At 46.5% G+C, this 19183-nt stretch carries 18 protein-coding genes and 1 pseudogene; 9 read left to right on the top strand and 10 right to left on the bottom strand.

The genetic code is table 11. From position 1 onward, the window contains the following. The first annotated feature begins 153 nt into the window (after positions 1-153). Complete coding sequence (locus tag H3H32_RS28695; protein ID WP_182459160.1) at positions 154-1023, top strand: AraC family transcriptional regulator; 870 nt, start codon at positions 154-156, stop codon at positions 1021-1023. A gap of 74 nt (positions 1024-1097) precedes the next feature. Here the strand turns inward: H3H32_RS28695 and H3H32_RS28690 are convergent, their stop codons facing one another. Next, positions 1098-1409 (bottom strand): YXWGXW repeat-containing protein, encoded by a 312-nt coding sequence (locus tag H3H32_RS28690; RefSeq protein WP_182459159.1) that lies wholly within the window; start codon positions 1407-1409, stop codon positions 1098-1100. A 305-nt stretch (positions 1410-1714) separates the two neighbouring features. Between H3H32_RS28690 and glyA the strand changes: the two genes are divergently transcribed. From glyA to H3H32_RS28670, 4 genes are all read left to right on the top strand, one after another. After that, positions 1715-3007 carry a serine hydroxymethyltransferase gene (gene glyA / locus H3H32_RS28685; RefSeq protein WP_182459158.1) on the top strand — a complete coding sequence of 431 codons (1293 nt, stop codon included), beginning with the start codon at positions 1715-1717 and terminating at the stop codon, positions 3005-3007. Positions 3008-3121: 114 nt separating this feature from the next. Continuing rightward, positions 3122-3982 (top strand): twin-arginine translocase subunit TatC, encoded by an 861-nt coding sequence (gene tatC / locus H3H32_RS28680; RefSeq protein ID WP_182459157.1) that lies wholly within the window; start codon positions 3122-3124, stop codon positions 3980-3982. Between the two features lie 95 nt (positions 3983-4077). After that, positions 4078-4704, top strand: coding sequence for a Uma2 family endonuclease (locus H3H32_RS28675; RefSeq protein ID WP_182459156.1), 627 nt, complete (start codon positions 4078-4080; stop codon positions 4702-4704). A gap of 7 nt (positions 4705-4711) precedes the next feature. Then, positions 4712-4933, top strand: coding sequence for a hypothetical protein (locus H3H32_RS28670; protein ID WP_182459155.1), 222 nt, complete (start codon positions 4712-4714; stop codon positions 4931-4933). 95 nt (positions 4934-5028) lie between these two features. Here H3H32_RS28670 and H3H32_RS28665 read toward each other — a convergent pair whose 3' ends face one another. The 9 genes from H3H32_RS28665 to H3H32_RS28625 form a co-directional block, all read right to left on the bottom strand. Then, on the bottom strand, positions 5029-6390 hold the full coding sequence (locus tag H3H32_RS28665; protein ID WP_182459154.1) for a DUF58 domain-containing protein: 1362 nt from the start codon (positions 6388-6390) through the stop codon (positions 5029-5031). Then, a complete protein-coding gene (locus H3H32_RS28660; RefSeq protein ID WP_182459153.1) occupies positions 6387-7403 on the bottom strand; it encodes a PDDEXK nuclease domain-containing protein in 1017 nt (338 codons plus the stop codon). Before H3H32_RS28660 ends, H3H32_RS28665 begins: the two co-directional genes overlap by 4 nt. Before the next feature lie 11 nt (positions 7404-7414). Then, a complete protein-coding gene (locus H3H32_RS28655) occupies positions 7415-8233 on the bottom strand; it encodes a tetratricopeptide repeat protein (protein ID WP_240543521.1) in 819 nt (272 codons plus the stop codon). Then, positions 8230-9342 carry a hypothetical protein gene (locus tag H3H32_RS28650; RefSeq protein ID WP_182459152.1) on the bottom strand — a complete coding sequence of 371 codons (1113 nt, stop codon included), beginning with the start codon at positions 9340-9342 and terminating at the stop codon, positions 8230-8232. Before H3H32_RS28650 ends, H3H32_RS28655 begins: the two co-directional genes overlap by 4 nt. A 23-nt stretch (positions 9343-9365) precedes the next feature. Beyond that, entirely contained in the window at positions 9366-10340 is a 975-nt protein-coding gene (locus H3H32_RS28645; protein ID WP_182459151.1) for an AAA family ATPase, read from the bottom strand. Positions 10341-10476: 136 nt separating this feature from the next. Beyond that, positions 10477-11661, bottom strand: coding sequence for a DUF4350 domain-containing protein (locus H3H32_RS28640; RefSeq protein ID WP_182459150.1), 1185 nt, complete (start codon positions 11659-11661; stop codon positions 10477-10479). A 12-nt stretch (positions 11662-11673) separates the two neighbouring features. Beyond that, entirely contained in the window at positions 11674-12453 is a 780-nt protein-coding gene (locus tag H3H32_RS28635) for a DUF4129 domain-containing protein (RefSeq protein ID WP_182459149.1), read from the bottom strand. Further along, the gene (locus tag H3H32_RS28630) at positions 12437-13363 is read right to left on the bottom strand and encodes a hypothetical protein (RefSeq protein ID WP_182459148.1); all 927 of its coding nucleotides are present in this window, start codon (positions 13361-13363) and stop codon (positions 12437-12439) included. The genes H3H32_RS28635 and H3H32_RS28630 overlap by 17 nt, the downstream gene beginning before the upstream one ends. After that, positions 13360-14304, bottom strand: a complete 945-nt coding sequence (locus H3H32_RS28625) for a stage II sporulation protein M (protein ID WP_182459147.1) — start codon at positions 14302-14304, stop codon at positions 13360-13362. The genes H3H32_RS28630 and H3H32_RS28625 overlap by 4 nt, the downstream gene beginning before the upstream one ends. 144 nt (positions 14305-14448) lie before the next feature. Between H3H32_RS28625 and H3H32_RS28620 the strand changes: the two genes are divergently transcribed. From H3H32_RS28620 to H3H32_RS28605, 4 genes and pseudogenes are all read left to right on the top strand, one after another. After that, positions 14449-15144 (top strand): RDD family protein, encoded by a 696-nt coding sequence (locus H3H32_RS28620; RefSeq protein ID WP_182459146.1) that lies wholly within the window; start codon positions 14449-14451, stop codon positions 15142-15144. A gap of 71 nt (positions 15145-15215) precedes the next feature. Further along, positions 15216-16412: a M20 metallopeptidase family protein gene (locus H3H32_RS28615; RefSeq protein ID WP_182459145.1), complete on the top strand. Its 1197-nt coding sequence runs from the start codon at positions 15216-15218 to the stop codon at positions 16410-16412. Positions 16413-16632: 220 nt separating this feature from the next. After that, positions 16633-17271: a gluconate 2-dehydrogenase subunit 3 family protein gene (locus tag H3H32_RS28610; RefSeq protein ID WP_240543520.1), complete on the top strand. Its 639-nt coding sequence runs from the start codon at positions 16633-16635 to the stop codon at positions 17269-17271. 104 nt (positions 17272-17375) lie between these two features. Then, positions 17376-19093 (top strand): annotated as a pseudogene (locus tag H3H32_RS28605) (GMC oxidoreductase). Positions 19094-19183 lie beyond the last annotated feature (90 nt).

Raw genomic sequence — 19183 nt, 5'->3', positions numbered from 1 at the left:
TGCCCGTTCGATAGAGTAGGTTTAGGAATAGTCTAACACCACAAAGCTACCTGGTATTATTACACGATTAGAATAGAGTTTTTGCAGATTTGTGTCTAATTTTGATTCTGTATTCGTTATATAAGGAATAAGTAGGTTAAAATAGCGCACTCAGTGAAAGCACTTTTCGAAAAAGTAATGATTAGTGAGCAGAGCTCGGCACTAATCAGGCGATTTCAGTTGCCATACTTCGATGCGCCTTGGCATTACCATCCCGAATACGAGTTGACGTATATTATTAGCGGCTATGGCCGGCGTTTTGTGGGCGACCATGTTGAGTCCTTTCAGGCGGGCGATCTTGTGTTGCTTGGGCCAGATTTGCCACATTTCTGGCGAAATGATGAGGAGTTTTACCAAAATAAGCCAGATTTACGAGCAGAGTCGGTGGTGGTACAGTTTCCCGCTGCTTTTGATGAGCGATTGCTGGCAGCTATGCCCGAAGCAGAGGCTGTACGTCAATTACTTCACCGGGCGCGTTATGGTCTGCATTTTAGTCCGGCTAGTAGCCAGTCAGTAGCTTTGTTGATGGTGCAGTTGACTGAACAAACCGGATTGACGCAGATGTTAAGTTTGCTGGCTATTTTAAACCAACTAGCTGCAGATCAGGAAGCCCAGCTATTGGCCAGCGACAGCTATCAACTGGCTCCCGGTGCCGCTGAAACCGAGCGGATGAAGCGAGTACTGGAGTTTATGCTGCTCAATTTTCGGGAAGAAATTCGTATTGAACAGATCGCATCAGTAGCGGGGATGGCTCCGGCCGCTTTTTGCCGCTATTTCAAAAATCGCACCCGAAAAACGTTTGTCGAATATCTCAACGAACTTCGGATTGGTCATGCCCGCAAACTGTTAATGAATGTCGATATTAGTATTGGGCAGATTGGCCTGGAGTGCGGTTATAATAACAGTTCCCATTTTCACCGACAGTTCAAACTCAACACGGGCATGACGCCCTTTCAATATCAAGCTGTGGCGAAGGGGAAATGAAATCGAACGCTGATTTTTAGGATTAAAATGATCTTGTGTCATCATATCAATCCTAAAAATCAGCGTTCGATCAATTATCGCCAGTGGCCTTCAACCCAAACGGGGCCTCGGCGGGTTTGCTGCCAGTGTCCAGCTGCCCAGGCATTGTAACGAGGGGGAGCTACTTTATAAAATCCATTAACCCATACATAATTACGACCTCTGCGTACGTAATGGCCAGGAATCCAGATATGTCGAGCCGATGGTGCGGCAGGAATTACTTCAACACGAGCGGGTGGAGGACCCTGTACGGTAGTTGTTGCTGTAGTAGCACAACCTGACATAAGAGCGGGCAACAGCAATGCCGCCAGCACCCATACTTTCGATCGATTTTTCATAGTTTTCATATCGTTACTAGTAAGTTTACTGAAGCACATCTTTCAACTCAAACCGATAAATAATGTTGTCGGTATGTGCCTTTTCTTTAAGATAAACCTGCTTTGCAAAGGTTTAATGACCAATGAAATTCGATATCGGTAAACTGTGCGACGCAGGACCTGGATTTTGTCGGCATTGTCCTGAACATCGACAGTCTATTCTACCGTTTTCTGCCGTACCTTTGTTCTGAAATAGATGTTTGGTTTTCTGCCCGTTTGTTGGCTAAGGTTTTATTAACCAAACAGACAATCAATCAAATAAACCGTTCATACTGATGACGACCGTCACCAATACCACCCGCGATTCGCAGGTGTTCGACCTGATTGCTAAAGAACAACACCGGCAGGAGTCGGGTATTGAATTGATCGCTTCCGAAAATTTTGTGTCGCCTGCCGTGATGGAAGCCGCTGGAAGTGTTCTGACTAATAAATATGCTGAAGGACTACCTGGCAAACGGTATTATGGTGGCTGTGAAGTAGTTGATCAGGTTGAGCAAATCGCGATCAACCGGGCAAAAGAACTCTTTGGGGCTACCTGGGTTAACGTTCAGCCACACTCTGGTGCCAATGCGAACACGGCGGTATTCCTGGCTTGTTTGCAACCTGGCGATACCATTCTGGGATTTAACCTGTCGCATGGTGGTCACTTAACGCACGGTTCGCCGGTCAATATTTCGGGTAAATATTTCCGTCCGACATTCTACGGTGTTGAGCAGGAAACAGGCGTTATCAATTACGATGTTGTTGAAGAAACCGCTAAACGCGAACGGCCTAAAGTACTTATCTGTGGAGCTTCGGCTTATAGCCGCGATTGGGATTATGCCCGGCTTCGCGCTATTGCCGATGAAGTAGGTGCTCTTTTATTAGCGGACGTATCCCACCCAGCAGGTCTGATCGCTAAAGGTTTATTGAATGATCCATTAGCGCATGCGCATATCGTGACAACGACTACGCACAAAACGCTGCGCGGTACACGGGGCGGCATTATCATGATGCGGAATGATTTCGAGAACCCATACGGTATTAAAACTCCAAAAGGTGAAACGCGTTTGATGTCCTCACTGCTGGATTCAGGTGTATTCCCTGGAACGCAGGGTGGTCCATTGGAGCACATTATTGCTGCAAAAGCAGTTGCGTTTGGCGAAGCGTTAAGCGACGATTTCTACGATTACGCTGTTCAGGTAAAAGCTAACGCACAAGCCATGGCCAATTCATTCCTGAATCTGGGCTACAAAATCATTTCGGGTGGTACGGATAACCACCTGATGTTGATTGACCTGCGTTCGAAAGGTTTGACGGGTAAATTGGCCGAAAATACGCTTATTAAGGCAGATATCACGATCAATAAAAACATGGTTCCGTTTGACGATAAATCGCCGATGGTAACTTCGGGTATGCGCGTTGGAACGGCCGCTATGACGACTCGTGGCCTGAAAGAATCGGACATGGAACGAATTGTCGTATATATCGACAAGGTGCTGATGAATCACGACAACGAAAGCGTACTCTCGACCGTTAAAGAAGAAATTAACGAGTGGATGAAAGCGTTTCCGCTCTATAAAAGTTAATTGTGAATGAGTGAATGATATAATGAATGGTCTGCCGCAGTGGTGAGTAATACCATTCGCTATCTATTTATTCTATCATTCACTCATTCTATCATTCGCAATTAAAACAATACAATGCCACTCGACCAACTGACTGACGAAGAGATAGAATCTGAAGAAGGCAAGGAAATGTCCTTTTTGGATCATCTGGAAGAACTCCGCTGGCACATCATCCGCGCCGTTGGGTCTATTTTTGTGTTCGCCCTGATTGCATTCGTCTATATCGAAGATATATTCCGGATCGTGATTATGGGTCCCAAAAATCCTGATTTTTGGACGTATCGCATGATGTGTAAACTGTCAGAAATTTCTGGCTATACAGACCTATGCGTTACAAAGCTCAATTTTGAACTTCAGGCGTTGGGCGTTTCCGATCAGTTCACGATGGCGTTGACCTCATCGGCCATTATCGGCTTATGTTTTGCATTTCCCTATGCTTTCTGGGAATTATGGCGGTTTATCAAGCCCGGTTTACGTAATGTTGAAAAGGAAGCCGCCCGTGGGGCTGTTTTCTTTGTGTCGCTGCTATTTTTGCTCGGCCTTTTCTTCGGTTATTTCATTGTATCGCCGTTGGCAATCAACTTTTTAGCGAATTATCAGATTACTCCTGATATCAAAAACCAATTTGACATTACCTCTTACATTGGTATTCTGGTTACGCTGTCGTTGGGTTGTGCGTTGATTTTCCAAATGCCGATGATTGCGTACGTGTTATCGAAAGTAGGTATCCTGACGCCGAAGTTCATGCGCGAATACCGGAAGCATGCCTGGATTGTGATTCTGGTGGTGGCTGGTATCATTACACCTTCGCCCGATATTTACAGTCAGGTTCTGGTTGCCTTGCCGCTAGCCATGTTGTATGAAGTTAGTATCATCGTGTCGGGCCGAATTGAGAAAGCCCGCTTGAAGGCACAGCGCGAGTTGATGAATTCGTAAATTATATAATAAAGCAAAAGGCTCTTTCACTTAGGAAGAGCCTTTTGCTTTATTATGGGTTATTGTATCTTTACTAAAAAGCAGATGGATAATCTATGCAGGCTTTAGAGAAAGTACGGCTGAGTGATAAACAGGTGATGGGACTGGAAACAGGAAAGCTAGTTGCTGTACCAGCATCATGGGAAGAATTTGAGGAGTTTCTACTGGAAACTGATTACAATATTGAGTATCATAATGGTCAGATTATCATAATAGGATTAGCTACGTTTATCCACGAGCTTTTAGTTAGCCAATTAATTTTTTTGTTAAAAGGGTTTTATACAGGTAAACAAATTTATGTCGCTGGCAGTAATGCTGGTATTCGAAAGGAGGGTCGGAAAGGACACTACAATGGCGATGTACTGGTTGTAAAGGGTAATCCGGTTTTTGAAGGAAAATCTCGATCCATTATTACAAATCCATATATGATCGTTGAAATTCTTTCTGAATCAACATTTAACTATGATTTAGGAGCTAAGCGACGAAAATATGAACAAATGGATACAGTACAGGAGCTTGTATTCATTGATCCATTTGACCGTGAAGTGATCGTTTGCCGACGTACCGAACAGGCAAATGTTTGGACTGAAACGGCTTATACCGTACTTGATGAATTAATTAATATTGATGGTTTGCAGATACCTCTAAAAGAGGTTTTTGCCAATTTGCCTGAAGGAGTATAGCGACAACATGACTCAATACGATTTTAAAAAATACCACTACCGATCCATCAATGCGGCCGATGATGCCGAACGAGCGGCCATCAATCAGGAATTAAAAGATCTTTATGCCTCTTTGTCGGGTGACGAACAGGAAGAGTTCAATCGCCAGTTGCAAACCTTTCTAGCCAAAGAAATGGGACGTCTTAAGTCCAATTATGAATCGGTGAAGGGCGGCTTGGGAGATAATTAGTATTTTTTGTCATGCTGACGGAGGAAGCATCTTAAGATTCCCTTATTCACTCATTAGGATACTATAAGATGCTTCCTCCGTCAGCATGACAAAGACTAAATCATACCCCTGGATTTCAATTCCAGGTATTTATTAACCGTATTGGCTGTCAGATTTTGTGGTGCCGTCAATATCGTCTGGATACCGTATTGCCCTAACTCCTTCACAATCTGCCTTTTCTCGAAAGAGAATTTCTCTCCGATTGTTTTCATGTAGATGTGTTCGGTATCAGTGGCTGGCTTATCGATGAGCGCGCGTAACTCCGTATTCTCAAAGAAAATTACCAGTAACAGGTGATCTTTGGCTAATCGACGGAGGTAGGGCAGTTGACGTTGCATGCCGCTCATCGTTTCAAAATTTGTAAATAACAGTAGCAGACTCCGTTGCCGAATGTGCGCCCGGACACCGGCATACAAACTTTCGTAATCCGTCTCTAGAAAGCGGGTTTTCTGGCGATAAAGCAACTCCAGAATTTTCAACATTTGCCCGGTTCGGCGCTCGGCAGGTAATAGCTGGCCGATGTGATCGGAGAATGTCAACACGCCTGCACGGTCTTGCTTGATCAACGCAATGTTGCTTAAAACCAGACTGGCATTGATGGCATAATCAAGCAGTGTCAATCCATCAAATGGCGATTGCATGACGCGACCTTTGTCAATCAGGCAGTAAATAGGCTGTGAACGCTCATCCTGAAAAGCATTGATCATCAGGGAAGCCCCTTGCGAATCGCTTCGGCGAGAGGTCGCTTTCCAGTTAATGGTTCGTACATCGTCGCCAGTAGAGTAGGGACGAACCTGTTCAAACTCCATACTATGACCAATACGTCGGATTCGCTTTACACCGACTTCATTCAGGCGATTGGTAGCTGCCAGAAGTTCGAATTGGCGCATCTGCAAAAACGAAGGATAAACCGCCACCATTTTTCCCTGTTCAAACTGATACCGTCGTTTCAGCAAACCCAAGGGCGATAGCACAAATACATTTACGGCTCCGAAATTGTATTCACCCCGGCGTGTGGGGCGAAGTTCATAGCGAATTGCCTGGTTTTCGCGCGGGTTCAAGCGGGCTCGGAAGAGTACATTACGCCGTTGAAACTGAAACGGGATTTCATCGATAAGCTCTACATCGGTTCGGAATGAGTATCGGTTTTCGAGGTAGATTGTAAGCGGATTTTCGTCGCCGTTCGACAAGCGTTCGGGCACTTCGCGACGGGCAAAGAAAGCTAACCCGGCCGGTTGACTCTTGCTAAAAAAGAGTAACCAGAAGTCCAGCCCAATCATCGCCATAAAAACAGCAAAGGCTACTTTCACCAGCGAAAACAGGATTGGAAAAGCGTAGGCAGCCACAAACAACAACACAAGCGCAATTAAGCCGAACCACAAGCGTGTAGCAATAAAAAGAGAACGGATAGCCTTCATTGATTTCTGCGGTTTTGTTCAAGTAAGTATTTATCGCGTTCGATTTCGGCCATCAATTCTTCCTCAGTCGGAAGGTACAATTTGTATTTGGAGGCAAACAGTTGCTGACTTCCGTTCAGAACAGAATATTTGACAACCGTCTCATTTTTCTCGGTGCAGAGAATTAATCCAATTGTAGGATTGTCGTCTGGTTGTTTGGCTTGTTCTTCGTACATGCGAGCATACATATCCATCTGCCCGATATCCTGATGAGTTAGTTTGCCAATTTTAAGGTCAATAAGTACGAAGCACCGAAGAATATAATTGTAGAAAATTAGGTCGATCCGAAAATTATCGTCCCCTTCGAGCATACGTTTCTGGCGAGCCACAAAGGCAAATCCTTTCCCCAACTCCAGCATAAATGTCTGTAAATTGTCTAAAAGAGCTTGTTCGAGCTCTTTTTCATAAATTTTCCAGTTCGGTTTCAGGTCTAGAAACTCCAGAATGTATGGATCTTTGAGAATGTCTCTAGGTTCTAACTTAAGGGAACTCGTTTTCTCATTGGCTTCTCGTTTAACATCGGGGCGGTCAGCCTCACGGGTCGCTAGCAAACGTTCATAATAGAATGAGTTAATTTGCCGTTCTAGCGCCCGGCTACTCCAACTTTGGCTTGCTGTTTCCTGAATGTACCAAATTCGAGCATCAGCATTTTCCACTTTTAATAACAAGCGGTAGTGAGTCCAACTCAATTCGGGACGCAACGCGTCCCGAATCTGAAAGGTCAAGTAGAACTGCCGAATTCGGCGCATTTCTCGTTCATCAAACCCTTTTCCAAAATCATTTGTCAGGCGCTGGGCGAGGTATTTTAGGAGGCCACTACCATATTCCGCACGACTATTCCCCTGTTGTTCTTCTTCGACAATAAGCTGGCCAATGTGCCAATAAGCCTCGACCATAGCAAAATTAACAGCTCGGTATGCATGCTGACGAGCGCCATCCAGAACCGTTTTTATTCGTTCATAAAAAGTTGTCATTAACTATTTCGCTACGGTTTGGATTTTAATTGACTGATAATCTCGTCAATTTCGATCTCATAGATGGGGTTGAAATCATCTTCCTGATAATCCCCTCTACGCTCGGCTCGGAGGGCTTTGAAGAAAAAGGAAGCATCCTGAAAGGCTGTTTTAGCTTCGGCTGTTCGATTCAATAGGAGCAAGGCTCGCCCGCGGTGGTATTGGACAAGGGCACTCCGCTTGTAATTTTTGCCGGCTTTTTCTAGGTCTGCTAAGGCTTTCTCGGGTTGTTGGGTCGCGATATAGCTAACGGCCCGGCTTACAAAATGTCGATAATTAACCCATTCGTCACCATGCTTAGCGGCTAATGGTTCAATCGCTATCGAAAATTGCTCAATTGCCTTCTCGTGGTTTCCCATACTTCGATAGGCTAACCCACGCATATAGCTTACCGGATTGTAGCCGACGATGTCATCGAAGTTAGGTGTTAGCGCATCGTACGCATTAAAATGTGTCAGCGCACGCGGATAGTCGTGAAATTGAGTCAGATAGAATTCGCCGACAATACCATGTTCCTTTGGTGAAAGCGCAGTCGTTTTTTCCAGCCACACAACTGCCTGTTCATAGTCTTTTGCCCACACATAATTAAAAGCCCTATGCCGAAAATTCTGCGTATTGGCCGACAACGTATCTGAGCGGACCCTCTCCCGCCTTTCCCCAAAAAAGAATCTTGTCTGGGCTGATCGGTTCGCGGCTAGCGTCGACGCGAAGGATTTTAAGATGCGTTCGTTGTCCTGAGCGAGCACAGATAGTGGCGGCAAGAGCCAGCAAAAAAAACAGAGTCGCATCATGGTAGTATGTCCGTTATACGCCCGTCTTTAAACCGAAATGCGAGTGAAATGAAAGCATCGTGGAACAGGTCTCGATTACTATCTGGCTGACGGATTGATTGATCGGTGACGATATAGTCGCGACAGATGGCCAGCAGTTGGTTGGTAATTCGGGAGTCGAATTGCCTTGGACAATAGTCTTCATCAAACCCATTTACTTCCGTCTGCCCGCTTTCGCCCGAACAATTTATTACAAACTGAATACGTACAAGCCCTGACTCTCCCGTCTGATTAATGGGTTGATAATGCTTGGTAAATAGCTGAATGATGTCATACCGTTTCTGTCCACGCGTAAGCATAGACTCAGCCCATATTGACCGGAAGCAGTTATCGCAGGTCTGAAAACCACTGGGTTTGCATGTCTCTACCGCCGATAGATTTCTAACGAATCGAAACGGTTCGGCGGCTATCCGACACCCATTCCAGCCAATAGCCTGTAGCAAGTTGGTGGCTACGCTGCTAAGTTGCCAGATTACTTTATAGCCACTGTCCCAATTAGTTTGGTTTCCCAGAATAACCAGAAATACAGATCGGTCAAATTGAGCTAGTCGCCAGAAGTGTGCCGTTCGCTGTTTGGTTCCTATATTTTCTAAACTCGCCTGACCATTGGCAAAAAGAGAAATGGTTAGACTGTCGGATTGCCAGATACGCCCATTTAGCTGTTGATAGACGGTTGCCGAATCGAGTGGAAAGTCGTTAAATCGCCTAAAAAGCATTGGATAGTTCGTCCCGATTCGTAGTAGATCGTTCTGTAACGTGACGAGCTTAGGGGCATAATGGATTGTGTCCAGCCGTACTGACTCGCCGTGGATAGCCCACGTTGAGGTTATCTTACCCGCCGATCCATCAATGAGGCCGAGGTGATAGGTACTGTCAGCCTCTAACTGAAGATAAATCGGTAAGGTGCAAGTGAAATCCAGATCCCATTCGGTATGTACGCCAATCCAGGTACCGGTCAGTTGCTCCCGGGTGGGGGTTTGGGCAAATGTGAATGAATAATGAATAATGAATAATGCACAATGAATAATAAGAGAGACAAGGCCACTTCTGGTTTGTCTACCATTATTCATTATACATTGTGAATTATTCATCTCTATCTTGGCACCTCAATTTTTTGGACCAATTGTGCTACAACCTCATCAGCAGTTCCGCCTTCCATTTCACGTTCAGGCGTAAGCAAAACCCGATGGCGTAACACAGGGGCTGCCAATTCCTGAACATCTTCGGGGGTAATGAAGTCACGACCTCGGAGCGTAGCCAGTGCCTTAGCACTATTCAGCAGCGACACCGATGCACGGGGTGATGCGCCCAGATACAGCGATTTGTTAGCACGGGTAGCCTGTACAATCTGGGCAATGTAATCAAATAGCTTATCTTCAACGTGAACCTGGTGCACCTGATTGCGTAATGTGGCCAGTTGTTCAGCAGTAAGTACGGCGTTGACGGCCTCAAGAGCATCTGACAGGTTCCGGCGTTGATGATGACCTCGCAGAATATCTACTTCTTCAGTTGCCGTTGGATAACCAACGACAATTTTGAACAGAAAACGGTCAAGTTGTGCTTCGGGCAATCGGTAGGTGCCTTCCTGCTCAATGGGGTTCTGAGTGGCCAGCACCATGAATGGCTCATTGAGCAGATACGTTGTGCCATCATTTGTGACCTGCCGCTCTTCCATCACCTCGAACAAGGCGGCCTGTGTTTTGGCAGGAGCGCGGTTGATTTCATCAATCAGAACCAGATTCGAAAAAATAGGGCCTTGTCGGAACGAGAAATCACCCGTTTTGGGCATGAAAACAGATGTTCCCAGAACATCGGCGGGCATTAAGTCGGGCGTAAACTGAATCCGGCTAAAACCTACCGACATCGTTTTTGCCAACAGTTTCGCCGTTAATGTCTTGGCCACGCCCGGTACGCCTTCAATGAGCACATGCCCATCAGCGAGTAGAGCCGTTAACAGTAAATCGACCGTTTGGTGTTGCCCGACGATGACTTTACCAACTTCAGTGCGGATAGCCTCAACCGCAGCGGTGAGGGACGTAAGGTCTAAACGAGTTTCGAATGAATCCATAAAGTATGTCTGAACCGAGATGTCTGAACCAGGATTTTAGCAAGATTGAAAAGATTAATATGATTGAAGAAGCGATAATCAGTGAATCTTCGAATCTTTTCAATCTTGTTAAAATCCTGGTTCAGACATTCTACGGTCAGATAGTTTGTTTAAGTTTTTCCATTGCTCGGTTCAGGGTTAACAAATCAAATTCCGAGAGCGAGATACTGCGTTGGGCGTCGCGAAGGAGCCGCACTAACTCTGCTGTTTCGTCTATGGATGCACCACTTTTTCGGGCTAACGTTTCGGTAAATTCTTTGTCTAAAACGGTTGTGTTTAGGCCGTAGCGTTCGCGTAGATCGGCCAGGAAGTACTGGATTTTCTTGCGCGCGAGGTTGTCGTGGTCGCTCTGTTGAAAATACATGCGCCCAACGGTTTTCACAAAATCGAGCGATGTGTTTTTAGGCGATTCGATAATGGGTATAATGCGCTGCGTGCGTTTTCCGGCAAAGATGGCGTAGAAAATTAACCCAAAGACAACCAGATAGTAAGCCCAGTTGAGGGCGGGTTGTGAACGAACATATCGGAAAATTGATTGCTGATCTTCATCGAATCGTCCCTGTTTCTGGTATTCATCCCAGTAGGTAGGACGAACGGGCAAATAAGAAAGTGCTTTGAACGCGTAGTCCGATGTCTTGGTGCTCAGTACGTAATAGTTCGTAAACGCCAACGGTAGGTTCTGGATAAAAAACTGCCCTTTCCCGTACTGCACCCGAATGAAAATAGGCTCTTTACGAGCGTTACGACCCAGAATAGTGATGTTCTGCGGTTTTTTGATCATCAGGAAATTACGACCGTCGTCGTGGAAGAAATTATAGCCCTTCGCCGTATGCAACTTTGGATTGACGAAGTTCTGCCTGAGGGTTGTATCGGCTTTGTTATTCGGTTTTACGTCTGCCTTAAATCCCAATTTCGCACAAAGTGAATCAGGCAGATTGTACGCCGAAATGAAGACGGTATTGCCTCTGTTTACATACGCCAGGAGTTGCCCCTGCTCAATACTATCGGCTTTAAAGTCTTCATTGATAAACAGGTAATTGCTGAGCGAAGGGAGTTTCGTCTCGCCCAGAAAGTTGTAAATGGGCAGCCGTGTCATCTTCACCGTCGACTGTGGAAGAGCATCTGGCAAAAGCTCGAACAACGCCTGGGTTCCGAACGGCACTTTGTCATCGTTCTGATAAGTTGACCTCCAGTCAATCGGCTTGGGGCGGTAATACTCAAAGAGCATATAGGCCGTTACCGTTGCTAGCAGGATCAGGAAATATTTATTCGGTTTAGGCAAGGTGATTTCTGTTTAAGCCTGATGAGCAACCGGCTGATTAAACTGTCGGAATTGTTGACGAAGCTGCCCGAACCGGGATTCATCAATTGGGAAATCGCCGTACCAGACAAACTCAAATTGCCGGGTCAATGTCTCAAAGTCAGCCTGTAATGGCGAATTAGCTAACTCATACACATACTGCCGATTCGTTTTGTCGGGCTTATAGGTAATTCGACCAGCATCGGTTAGGCGTTTGAGTGTCTGTAGATAAAGCAGACGTGTGGCTAACCGGAAATTTCGGTTATTGACAGCTTCCTCAACGGCCACATCGAAATCAATTTCATGGATATTTTCGGCCAGATTTTCATAGTCAAGGCCGCTCGATTGAGCGCTTTTAGGAAACAAGATTTTCATCACTTCGGCCTTCATGAGCAGGTAAATTACCAATGCGACAACACCAGCCAGAATGACGTACTGCCAAACGTTGTAATAGGATTCACTGCGAAGAAACGCTCCGATTTTTCGAAATAACCACTGAAAAAAGCGGGCTATTGGGTTTTCGGGTGGAGGGGCATCGTTGCCATATTGATAATCATGGTCGGTTTGGAGATCGCGCAGGTGATCGGCTTCCGGGTAACGTACCTGCAGAGGAGTACGATCATCCCGGACGGCAACTGGAGGAGTTGTTTTTTGTACTTGAGCCAAAGCCGCTGGTGGTATGGCTAGCAAGAGGCACAACCAAAGGATCAGACAACATAATCGTCCAACGCGTAACTCGTAAACCGCAACCCGTAATTCAATACGATCCTTCATCCGATGCGCGGGGTTGACTTGTAGGTGTGCCGATAGAGTCGATGGCTGATTGTAGTCCCCGACCTTCCTGCCGTTCAACCAGATTTGTATACTGAAAGCCAAGGGCTACATAAATGATAGACCGCAAAAGGGTGCTGCCCACGGTTGCTACTACATTACCAAGAATGAGCCAAAATCCTGACATATCGGGCAGCAGTTTTGCCGTAATCAAAAAGCTAAGAATCCCGGCGGGGAGGGTAAAGATCAAGCCAATAACCCCCGAGATAATCCCCATGACGAAAATGATTCCCAGCGTTGACCACCATTTGTCCCGAATAAGCGCGAAACAACGGTTCCAGGTCTGGCCAAAATCCGTCCCTTCGAAGGTTGTTACGACCAGCCCCAGCGATAACACAATACCGACATAAATGCCTGGAATCACGAAAAACAACGTAGCGGCAAACGCGATGATCGAACTCAATACGCTGATAACGATTGCGCGACTAATCAGGGGCTGCATTTCTTCCCAAACTTCCGTCACACTAATGTCTACAGGCCCTGAGCCAATCGGAGCGTTCTGTTGCGTTTTACGAGCATACACCTTCATGTGTGCATAGGTAACCAGGCTTACAACCAAAATAGCCAGCAGCGTAAAGATCATCGTAAACCAGAAAGCCGGAGAGAAAACGCTTAAGGCCATTGCGTAGCCCGCACCAAAAGGGCTATCGGAGTCGATGTCGCCATTCCTTGCCATTTTTCCCAGATTAAGCATATTAGATTGGAAGACCCCCGTGGCAATGCCTGCCAGCAAGGCTACGGGGCCGACGATGTAAACGAGCGCTAACGCAAGGCTGCGAAAATTCTGGGTAATGTATTGAAATGTAACGTTGATTTTGTCCCCAAAATCACGTTGTTGAAAGAGTTGAATCATGGTTGAATCCTGCGGTTTAGTTGAATCGGGTAGAGAATAAAGTACCAGCCAATGAAGGCTGCTGATATCAGAATAATACTGCCACTAACTAGAGGAGGCAATGTCAGCCGGGTAACGAAACTTTCGAGAAAACCAGCCGTAATGAAAATAGGAACCAGGCCAATGGCAATTTTCAGGCCCTGCTTAATACCCCTTTTGAAAGACTCCAACCGGGAGTAAGTGCCGGGAAAAAGTAAGCTGTTGCCCACGGTCAGGCCAGCACAACCGGCAATAACGATAGCCGATATTTCGAGGGTACCATGAATCCAGATTTTCAGTACTGAATCCAGCAAAAGACCGCGTTCGTAGAAAAAATATTGAAAAGAGCCCAGCATCACACCGTTGTAGAACAGCATGGCCATCGTGCCAAACGAAGCAAACAGTCCAAATACAAACGTTCGGAAAGCCACGTAAATATTGTTCAGGGTAATTTGTACGAACATACTGGCCTGATCGCTACTGCCGTATACACCCAACGGATCGCCTTTTTTAATGTTTTCGAGCGTCATGTTTACATATTGATCGCCCAGAATCAATCGAACAAAGGTGTTGTCATGCGCTGCCGATACCCAGCCCAGAATAGACGCCACAAGAAAAATGCCCGCCGACAGAGCCAGCATTCGGTGCGATTGTCGAAATAAAAGCGGCAGTTCGTATTTCCAGAACGTGAGAAATCGACTTCGTTCGTCGCGCCGGTTTTGCATCAGGCCCCGGTGCATTTGCCCGGCTAATCCGTTGAGGTAGCGCGTTACTTTTGAGTCAGGATAGAACGTTCGGGCGTACGATAAATCGTCGGTCAATTCCACAAAGCGATCCGTCAACTCATCAGGATCGTTGGTTGGATTTTGTTCTATGTCACGCCACTTGTCGGTGTTGCGTTTAACGAAAAGGGCTTCACGCATAAACTTAGTCGCCAGTTATAAACCGTTAGCGTCAAATTAGGGAAGATTTACCAATGTAACCAAGTTGGACTTAGTTTTCTGCAATTTTTTTTTGACGAGCCACGCTTACTAACGACTTTTGACCAATGACTTTTGACTTTTAGCATGGCTGTTGCAATCCGCACTTCTCAGAACGTTCTGCTCGAATACGAACCCGCTAGTATTGGTGAACGAATTATAGCGGCAGTAATTGATTATGTCATCATTTTTGGTTGGATTCTACTGACGTTTGCGCTACCAAATTCGATGGGTTTTCGAGTCAACAGTTTCTATACCATTTTGGTCTTTTTTCCTGTAATCGTCTACGATTTGGCTAGCGAATGGTTGCTCAACGGCCGGAGTCTTGGCAAAATCGCGATGAAAATCCGGGTGGTTATGCTCGATGGCTCGCCACCTGGTTTGGGGGCTTACCTCATTCGCTGGCTGTTACGGATTATCGAATCCATCGCTTTTCTGGGAGGAATCGTGCCGATTATTACGGTGGCAGCTAATGGAAGAGGGCAGCGATTAGGCGACATTGCGGCTGGGACGACGGTTGTTCGGCTTAAACCCGCCGTAACCCTCGACGATGTTATTATACAGCCCTTTGTCGAAAACTATATCGTCCAGTTTCCCGACGTTCGATTACTTTCGGATCGTGATATAAATGTTGTGCGCAACATCGTTCGAGTAGGCGACGAAGACACATTGATGCGTACGGCTAATAAAGTGAAAGAAGTGACTGGAATTCGTAGTGAAATCGGAAACCGGGAGTTTCTGCTTACGGTTATTAATGATTATCAATTTATAACAGCACAGTAATGTCTGGGCCAAGTTCCTGCTTGGCCTGTGATAAATTTAACGGGCCAAGCTCCTGCTTGGCCCAGACTCTTATGCTTGACTCCATAAAATCTCTCGCTCATCAATATGCGGCCGATCTAATTAAGACCCGCCGACATTTACATGCTCATCCCGAACTCTCGTTTCAGGAGCAAAACACAGCTCGGTTTGTCGCCGATCAACTAAAAGCGATTGGTATAACCCCGCAGGAAGGCGTGGCTGATACAGGGTTGGTAGCCATTATTGAAGGTCGAAATAGCCATTCGGCTGGTTCGCGCGTAGTTGCACTTCGGGCGGATATGGATGCGTTGCCTATTCATGAAGCTAACGATGTTCCGTATAAATCGACCGTCGATGGAGTCATGCATGCTTGTGGTCATGATGTACATACCGCTAGTTTGCTGGGAGTCGCCCGTATTTTGCATGTACTTCGCGATCAGTTCGATGGAACGGTAAAGCTGGTGTTTCAACCCGGCGAAGAGAAAGCACCCGGTGGCGCTTCGCTCATGATTAAAGAAGGTGTTCTGGAAAATCCGACGCCAGCCAGCATGCTTGGTCAGCACGTTGCCCCCAGTATTCCGGTGGGTAAAATCGGTTTCCGCGAAGGCATGTACATGGCCAGTACCGATGAGATATACATGACCGTTCGGGGTAAAGGTGGTCATGCTGCCATGCCGGATAATCTTATTGATCCCGTCCTGATTGCGTCGCATATCATTGTAGCGCTTCAGCAAATTATCAGTCGAAATTGCCCACCTGCAAGTCCATCGGTTCTGTCGTTTGGTCGATTCATTGCCGATGGGGTTACGAACGTGATTCCCAATGAAGTAACTATTCAGGGGACCTTCCGGTGCATGAATGAAGAATGGCGTGCAGAGGGTAAAAAACGGATGGTTAAACTGGCCACAGGTATTGCCGAAGCGATGGGTGGTTCCTGCGAATTTACGATTGTGCACGGTTATCCATACCTGAAAAATCACCCTGAACTAACCCGGCGCGTTCGGTCGCAGGCAGTCGAGTATATGGGAGCCGAAAACGTAATTGACCTTGATTTGTGGATGGCCGGTGAAGATTTCGCTTTCTACTCGCAGGTGGTAGACTCCTGTTTCTACCGACTTGGAACCCGTAACGAAGAGCGCGGCATTATCTCGGGCGTTCATACTCCAACGTTTGACATCGACGAATCGGCGCTGGAAACAGGAGCTGGTTTGATGAGCTGGCTGGCTGTTCAGGAATTGAAACTGGTGTAATCAGTATATTCGTAGCAAGCGGTTATTGTAAGCTATTTTATTCATATACAGGCGGTTTGGAATCAGTAATTCGATTTTAAATCGCCTGTTTAGTATTATTCTAATTAACAGCTGTTCTACTAAAACTGCGTCTCCAAATTAGTCAATCCATTCTCCGATTGTTATACATTTGTAGTTCCTTATATCGTTCTATTTGAAAGTCTAATTTTGCTTTAAACCTATGAACAGAAGAGACGCCCTCATGCGGGTGGCAGCGTTGGCCGGTGCAACAATGACGTTGCCCGCTTTGGCCGATACGCTGGAAGCCTCGGCTGCCCGACGTTCCCTGACAGGCCAGCCGGTTTTCTTTACGGCCGATCAGGATGCGACCGTAGCTGAACTCGCCGATACGATTATTCCAACCACGAAAACACCTGGTGCCAAAGCGGCTAAGGTGAACGAAGTGATTGATATTTTGCTGAAAGACTGCTACAAAGCAGATGATCAGCAACGCTTCCTGGAAGGTCTGGCGCTGACCAATAAATTGAGCCAGGATGCCTACGGAAAAGCGTTTGTACAACTCGATCCAACGCAGCGTATTGAGATTGTGAAGAAACTCCAGGCCGACGATAAGGATCAACGTGCTAAAATGGCAGGTGCTAAAGCTGCTGCTAAAGTAGAAGGTTCTCAGGCCGATCTACAAATGCCCGATGCGAAAAAGAAATACACGCCGTTTTTCTCTGTGTTGAAAGACCTGACCTTAACGGGTTATTTTACCTCTGAAATCGGCTGCACGCAAGCACTCGAATATGTAGCCGTTCCGGGCCGTTACGACGGTTGCGTTACCCTCAAACCCGGCCAGAAGGCGTGGGCCATCTAAAAAGTTGTAGAGTCGTATAGTTATGTAGTTATAGGGTTGCTGCTGAAAGAACTCTTTGACTCTTCAACTTTATGACTGTATAACTGTAAAACTTTTCTCACAGAATGAACCTCAATATAGACGCTAAAAAAGATATGACCTACGACGCTATTGTCGTTGGGTCGGGTATTTCAGGTGGCTGGGCTGCTAAAGAACTTACCGAAAAAGGATTGAAAGTACTGATGCTGGAGCGGGGCCGTGATATTAAACATATCGAAGGGTACGTAACAGCAACCAATAACCCCTGGGATTTCCCACACCGAGGTCGTATTACAACAATGGCTGCCGAAGAGTATTGGGCCAATATGCGTACGGGTTATACAGCCAATGAAGAGTGGCGGCACCATTTTGAGAACGATAAAGAAAACCCTTACCTCGAAAAACGTAAAGTTGACTGGATCCGGGGCTATCACGTAGGTGGTCGGTCGCTGATGTGGGGACGTCAAAGCTATCGCTGGAACAAAGAAGACTTCATGGCGAATGGTAAAGAAGGGATCGGTGTAGACTGGCCTATTCGTTACGAAGACCTGGCTCCCTGGTACACAAAAGTTGAAACATTTGCGGGTATCTCGGGTAACAAAGATGGCCTGGACGTTCTGCCAGACGGAAACTTCCTGCCTGCCATGCAGATGAACTGCCTGGAGAAAGAAGCGAAAAAACGCATTGAAAAAGCATTCCCTAGTCGCCATGTGACGATGGGACGTACTGCTCACTTAACCGCACCTACGAAACAACACTATGATCTGGGTCGGGCGGCTTGCCAGTTCCGTAACCAGTGTATGCGTGGTTGCCCATACGGAGGCTACTTCAGTACGCAGGCGGCAACGTTGCCAGCAGCCATGAAAACGGGTAAGCTAACCCTTCGCCCCGATTCAATTGTGTCGGAAGTATTGTACGACGAGAAAAAGGAAAAGCTACGGGTGTTCGGGTTATTGACCAGAATACGAAAGAAGTTCGGGAATATTATGCCCGGATTATCTTCCTGAACGCGTCGGCATTTGCCAGCACGTCAATTCTGATGAACTCTAAGTCGCACCGTTTCCCAAATGGAATGGGCAATGAATCCGATCAGCTTGGCCGGAACATTATGGATCACCACCTTGCTGTAGGTGCTGCCGGAACGTTTGACGGCATGGAAGATCAATACTACTATGGTCGCCGGGCCAATGGGGTCTATATTCCTCGTTACCGGAACTGGGGCAATGATAAGCGCGATTACGTTCGTGGATTCGGTTATCAGGGTGGTGCTGGTCGTGGTGGCTGGGGCCGTGGTAATGGCACAGATGGCTTTGGCGCTGATTTCAAAGACAGCCTGACAACACCTGGTCCCTGGACGATGAGCATCGGTGGTTTTGGCGAAATGATTGCCGACCCAAATAACCGTATGACCCTTTCGCCCGATCAAAAAGACAAATGGGGTCTACCATTGATCGTATTCGATGCAGCCTATGGCGAAAACGAGCGGAAAATGCGGATCGACATGATGAACGATGCCGCTGAAATGCTTGAGGCAGCCGGTCTGAAAAATGTAACGCCTTACAACGACGAATCGAAACACCCCGGTATTGGTATCCACGAAATGGGTACTGCCCGTATGGGTCGTGATCCAAAAACGTCGGTACTGAACGCTCACAACCAGATTCACTCAGTGAAGAACGTCTTTAATACCGACGGAGCCTGTATGACATCCGCGTCTTGCGTAAACCCATCGCTTACTTATATGGCCCTAACTGCCCGCGCTGCAGATTTCGCCGTGAAAGAAATGAAAAAGGGTACGTTGTAAGCATTCGCTGTAAATACTAATTTCTTTTTCAGAAGTCGTAAGCAACGCATTGCTTACGACTTCTGCTTTTTAAGGGTTTTGTTTCAAGCA

The sequence above is a fragment of the Spirosoma foliorum genome, assembly GCF_014117325.1.
Lineage (GTDB): Bacteria > Bacteroidota > Bacteroidia > Cytophagales > Spirosomataceae > Spirosoma > Spirosoma foliorum.
Note: the sequence above shows the minus strand (reverse complement) of the source record. Positions and strands in the feature narration are given on the sequence as shown.

What these genes read in the sequence shown, in the direction of transcription:
- H3H32_RS28665 (WP_182459154.1), bottom strand. Translation starts at nt 6,390, where the DNA reads ATGAAGGCTATCCGTTCTCTTTTTATTGCTACACGCTTGTGGTTCGGC.
- H3H32_RS28655 (WP_240543521.1), bottom strand. Translation starts at nt 8,233, where the DNA reads ATGATGCGACTCTGTTTTTTTTGCTGGCTCTTGCCGCCACTATCTGTG.
- H3H32_RS28670 (WP_182459155.1), top strand. Translation starts at nt 4,712, where the DNA reads ATGACTCAATACGATTTTAAAAAATACCACTACCGATCCATCAATGCG.
- H3H32_RS28690 (WP_182459159.1), bottom strand. Translation starts at nt 1,409, where the DNA reads ATGAAAACTATGAAAAATCGATCGAAAGTATGGGTGCTGGCGGCATTG.
- H3H32_RS28610 (WP_240543520.1), top strand. Translation starts at nt 16,633, where the DNA reads ATGAACAGAAGAGACGCCCTCATGCGGGTGGCAGCGTTGGCCGGTGCA.
- H3H32_RS28650 (WP_182459152.1), bottom strand. Translation starts at nt 9,342, where the DNA reads ATGAATAATGGTAGACAAACCAGAAGTGGCCTTGTCTCTCTTATTATT.
- H3H32_RS28635 (WP_182459149.1), bottom strand. Translation starts at nt 12,453, where the DNA reads ATGAAGGATCGTATTGAATTACGGGTTGCGGTTTACGAGTTACGCGTT.
- H3H32_RS28620 (WP_182459146.1), top strand. Translation starts at nt 14,449, where the DNA reads ATGGCTGTTGCAATCCGCACTTCTCAGAACGTTCTGCTCGAATACGAA.
- H3H32_RS28675 (WP_182459156.1), top strand. Translation starts at nt 4,078, where the DNA reads ATGCAGGCTTTAGAGAAAGTACGGCTGAGTGATAAACAGGTGATGGGA.
- tatC (WP_182459157.1), top strand. Translation starts at nt 3,122, where the DNA reads ATGCCACTCGACCAACTGACTGACGAAGAGATAGAATCTGAAGAAGGC.
- H3H32_RS28645 (WP_182459151.1), bottom strand. Translation starts at nt 10,340, where the DNA reads ATGGATTCATTCGAAACTCGTTTAGACCTTACGTCCCTCACCGCTGCG.
- glyA (WP_182459158.1), top strand. Translation starts at nt 1,715, where the DNA reads ATGACGACCGTCACCAATACCACCCGCGATTCGCAGGTGTTCGACCTG.
- H3H32_RS28660 (WP_182459153.1), bottom strand. Translation starts at nt 7,403, where the DNA reads ATGACAACTTTTTATGAACGAATAAAAACGGTTCTGGATGGCGCTCGT.
- H3H32_RS28615 (WP_182459145.1), top strand. Translation starts at nt 15,216, where the DNA reads ATGCTTGACTCCATAAAATCTCTCGCTCATCAATATGCGGCCGATCTA.
- H3H32_RS28630 (WP_182459148.1), bottom strand. Translation starts at nt 13,363, where the DNA reads ATGATTCAACTCTTTCAACAACGTGATTTTGGGGACAAAATCAACGTT.
- H3H32_RS28625 (WP_182459147.1), bottom strand. Translation starts at nt 14,304, where the DNA reads ATGCGTGAAGCCCTTTTCGTTAAACGCAACACCGACAAGTGGCGTGAC.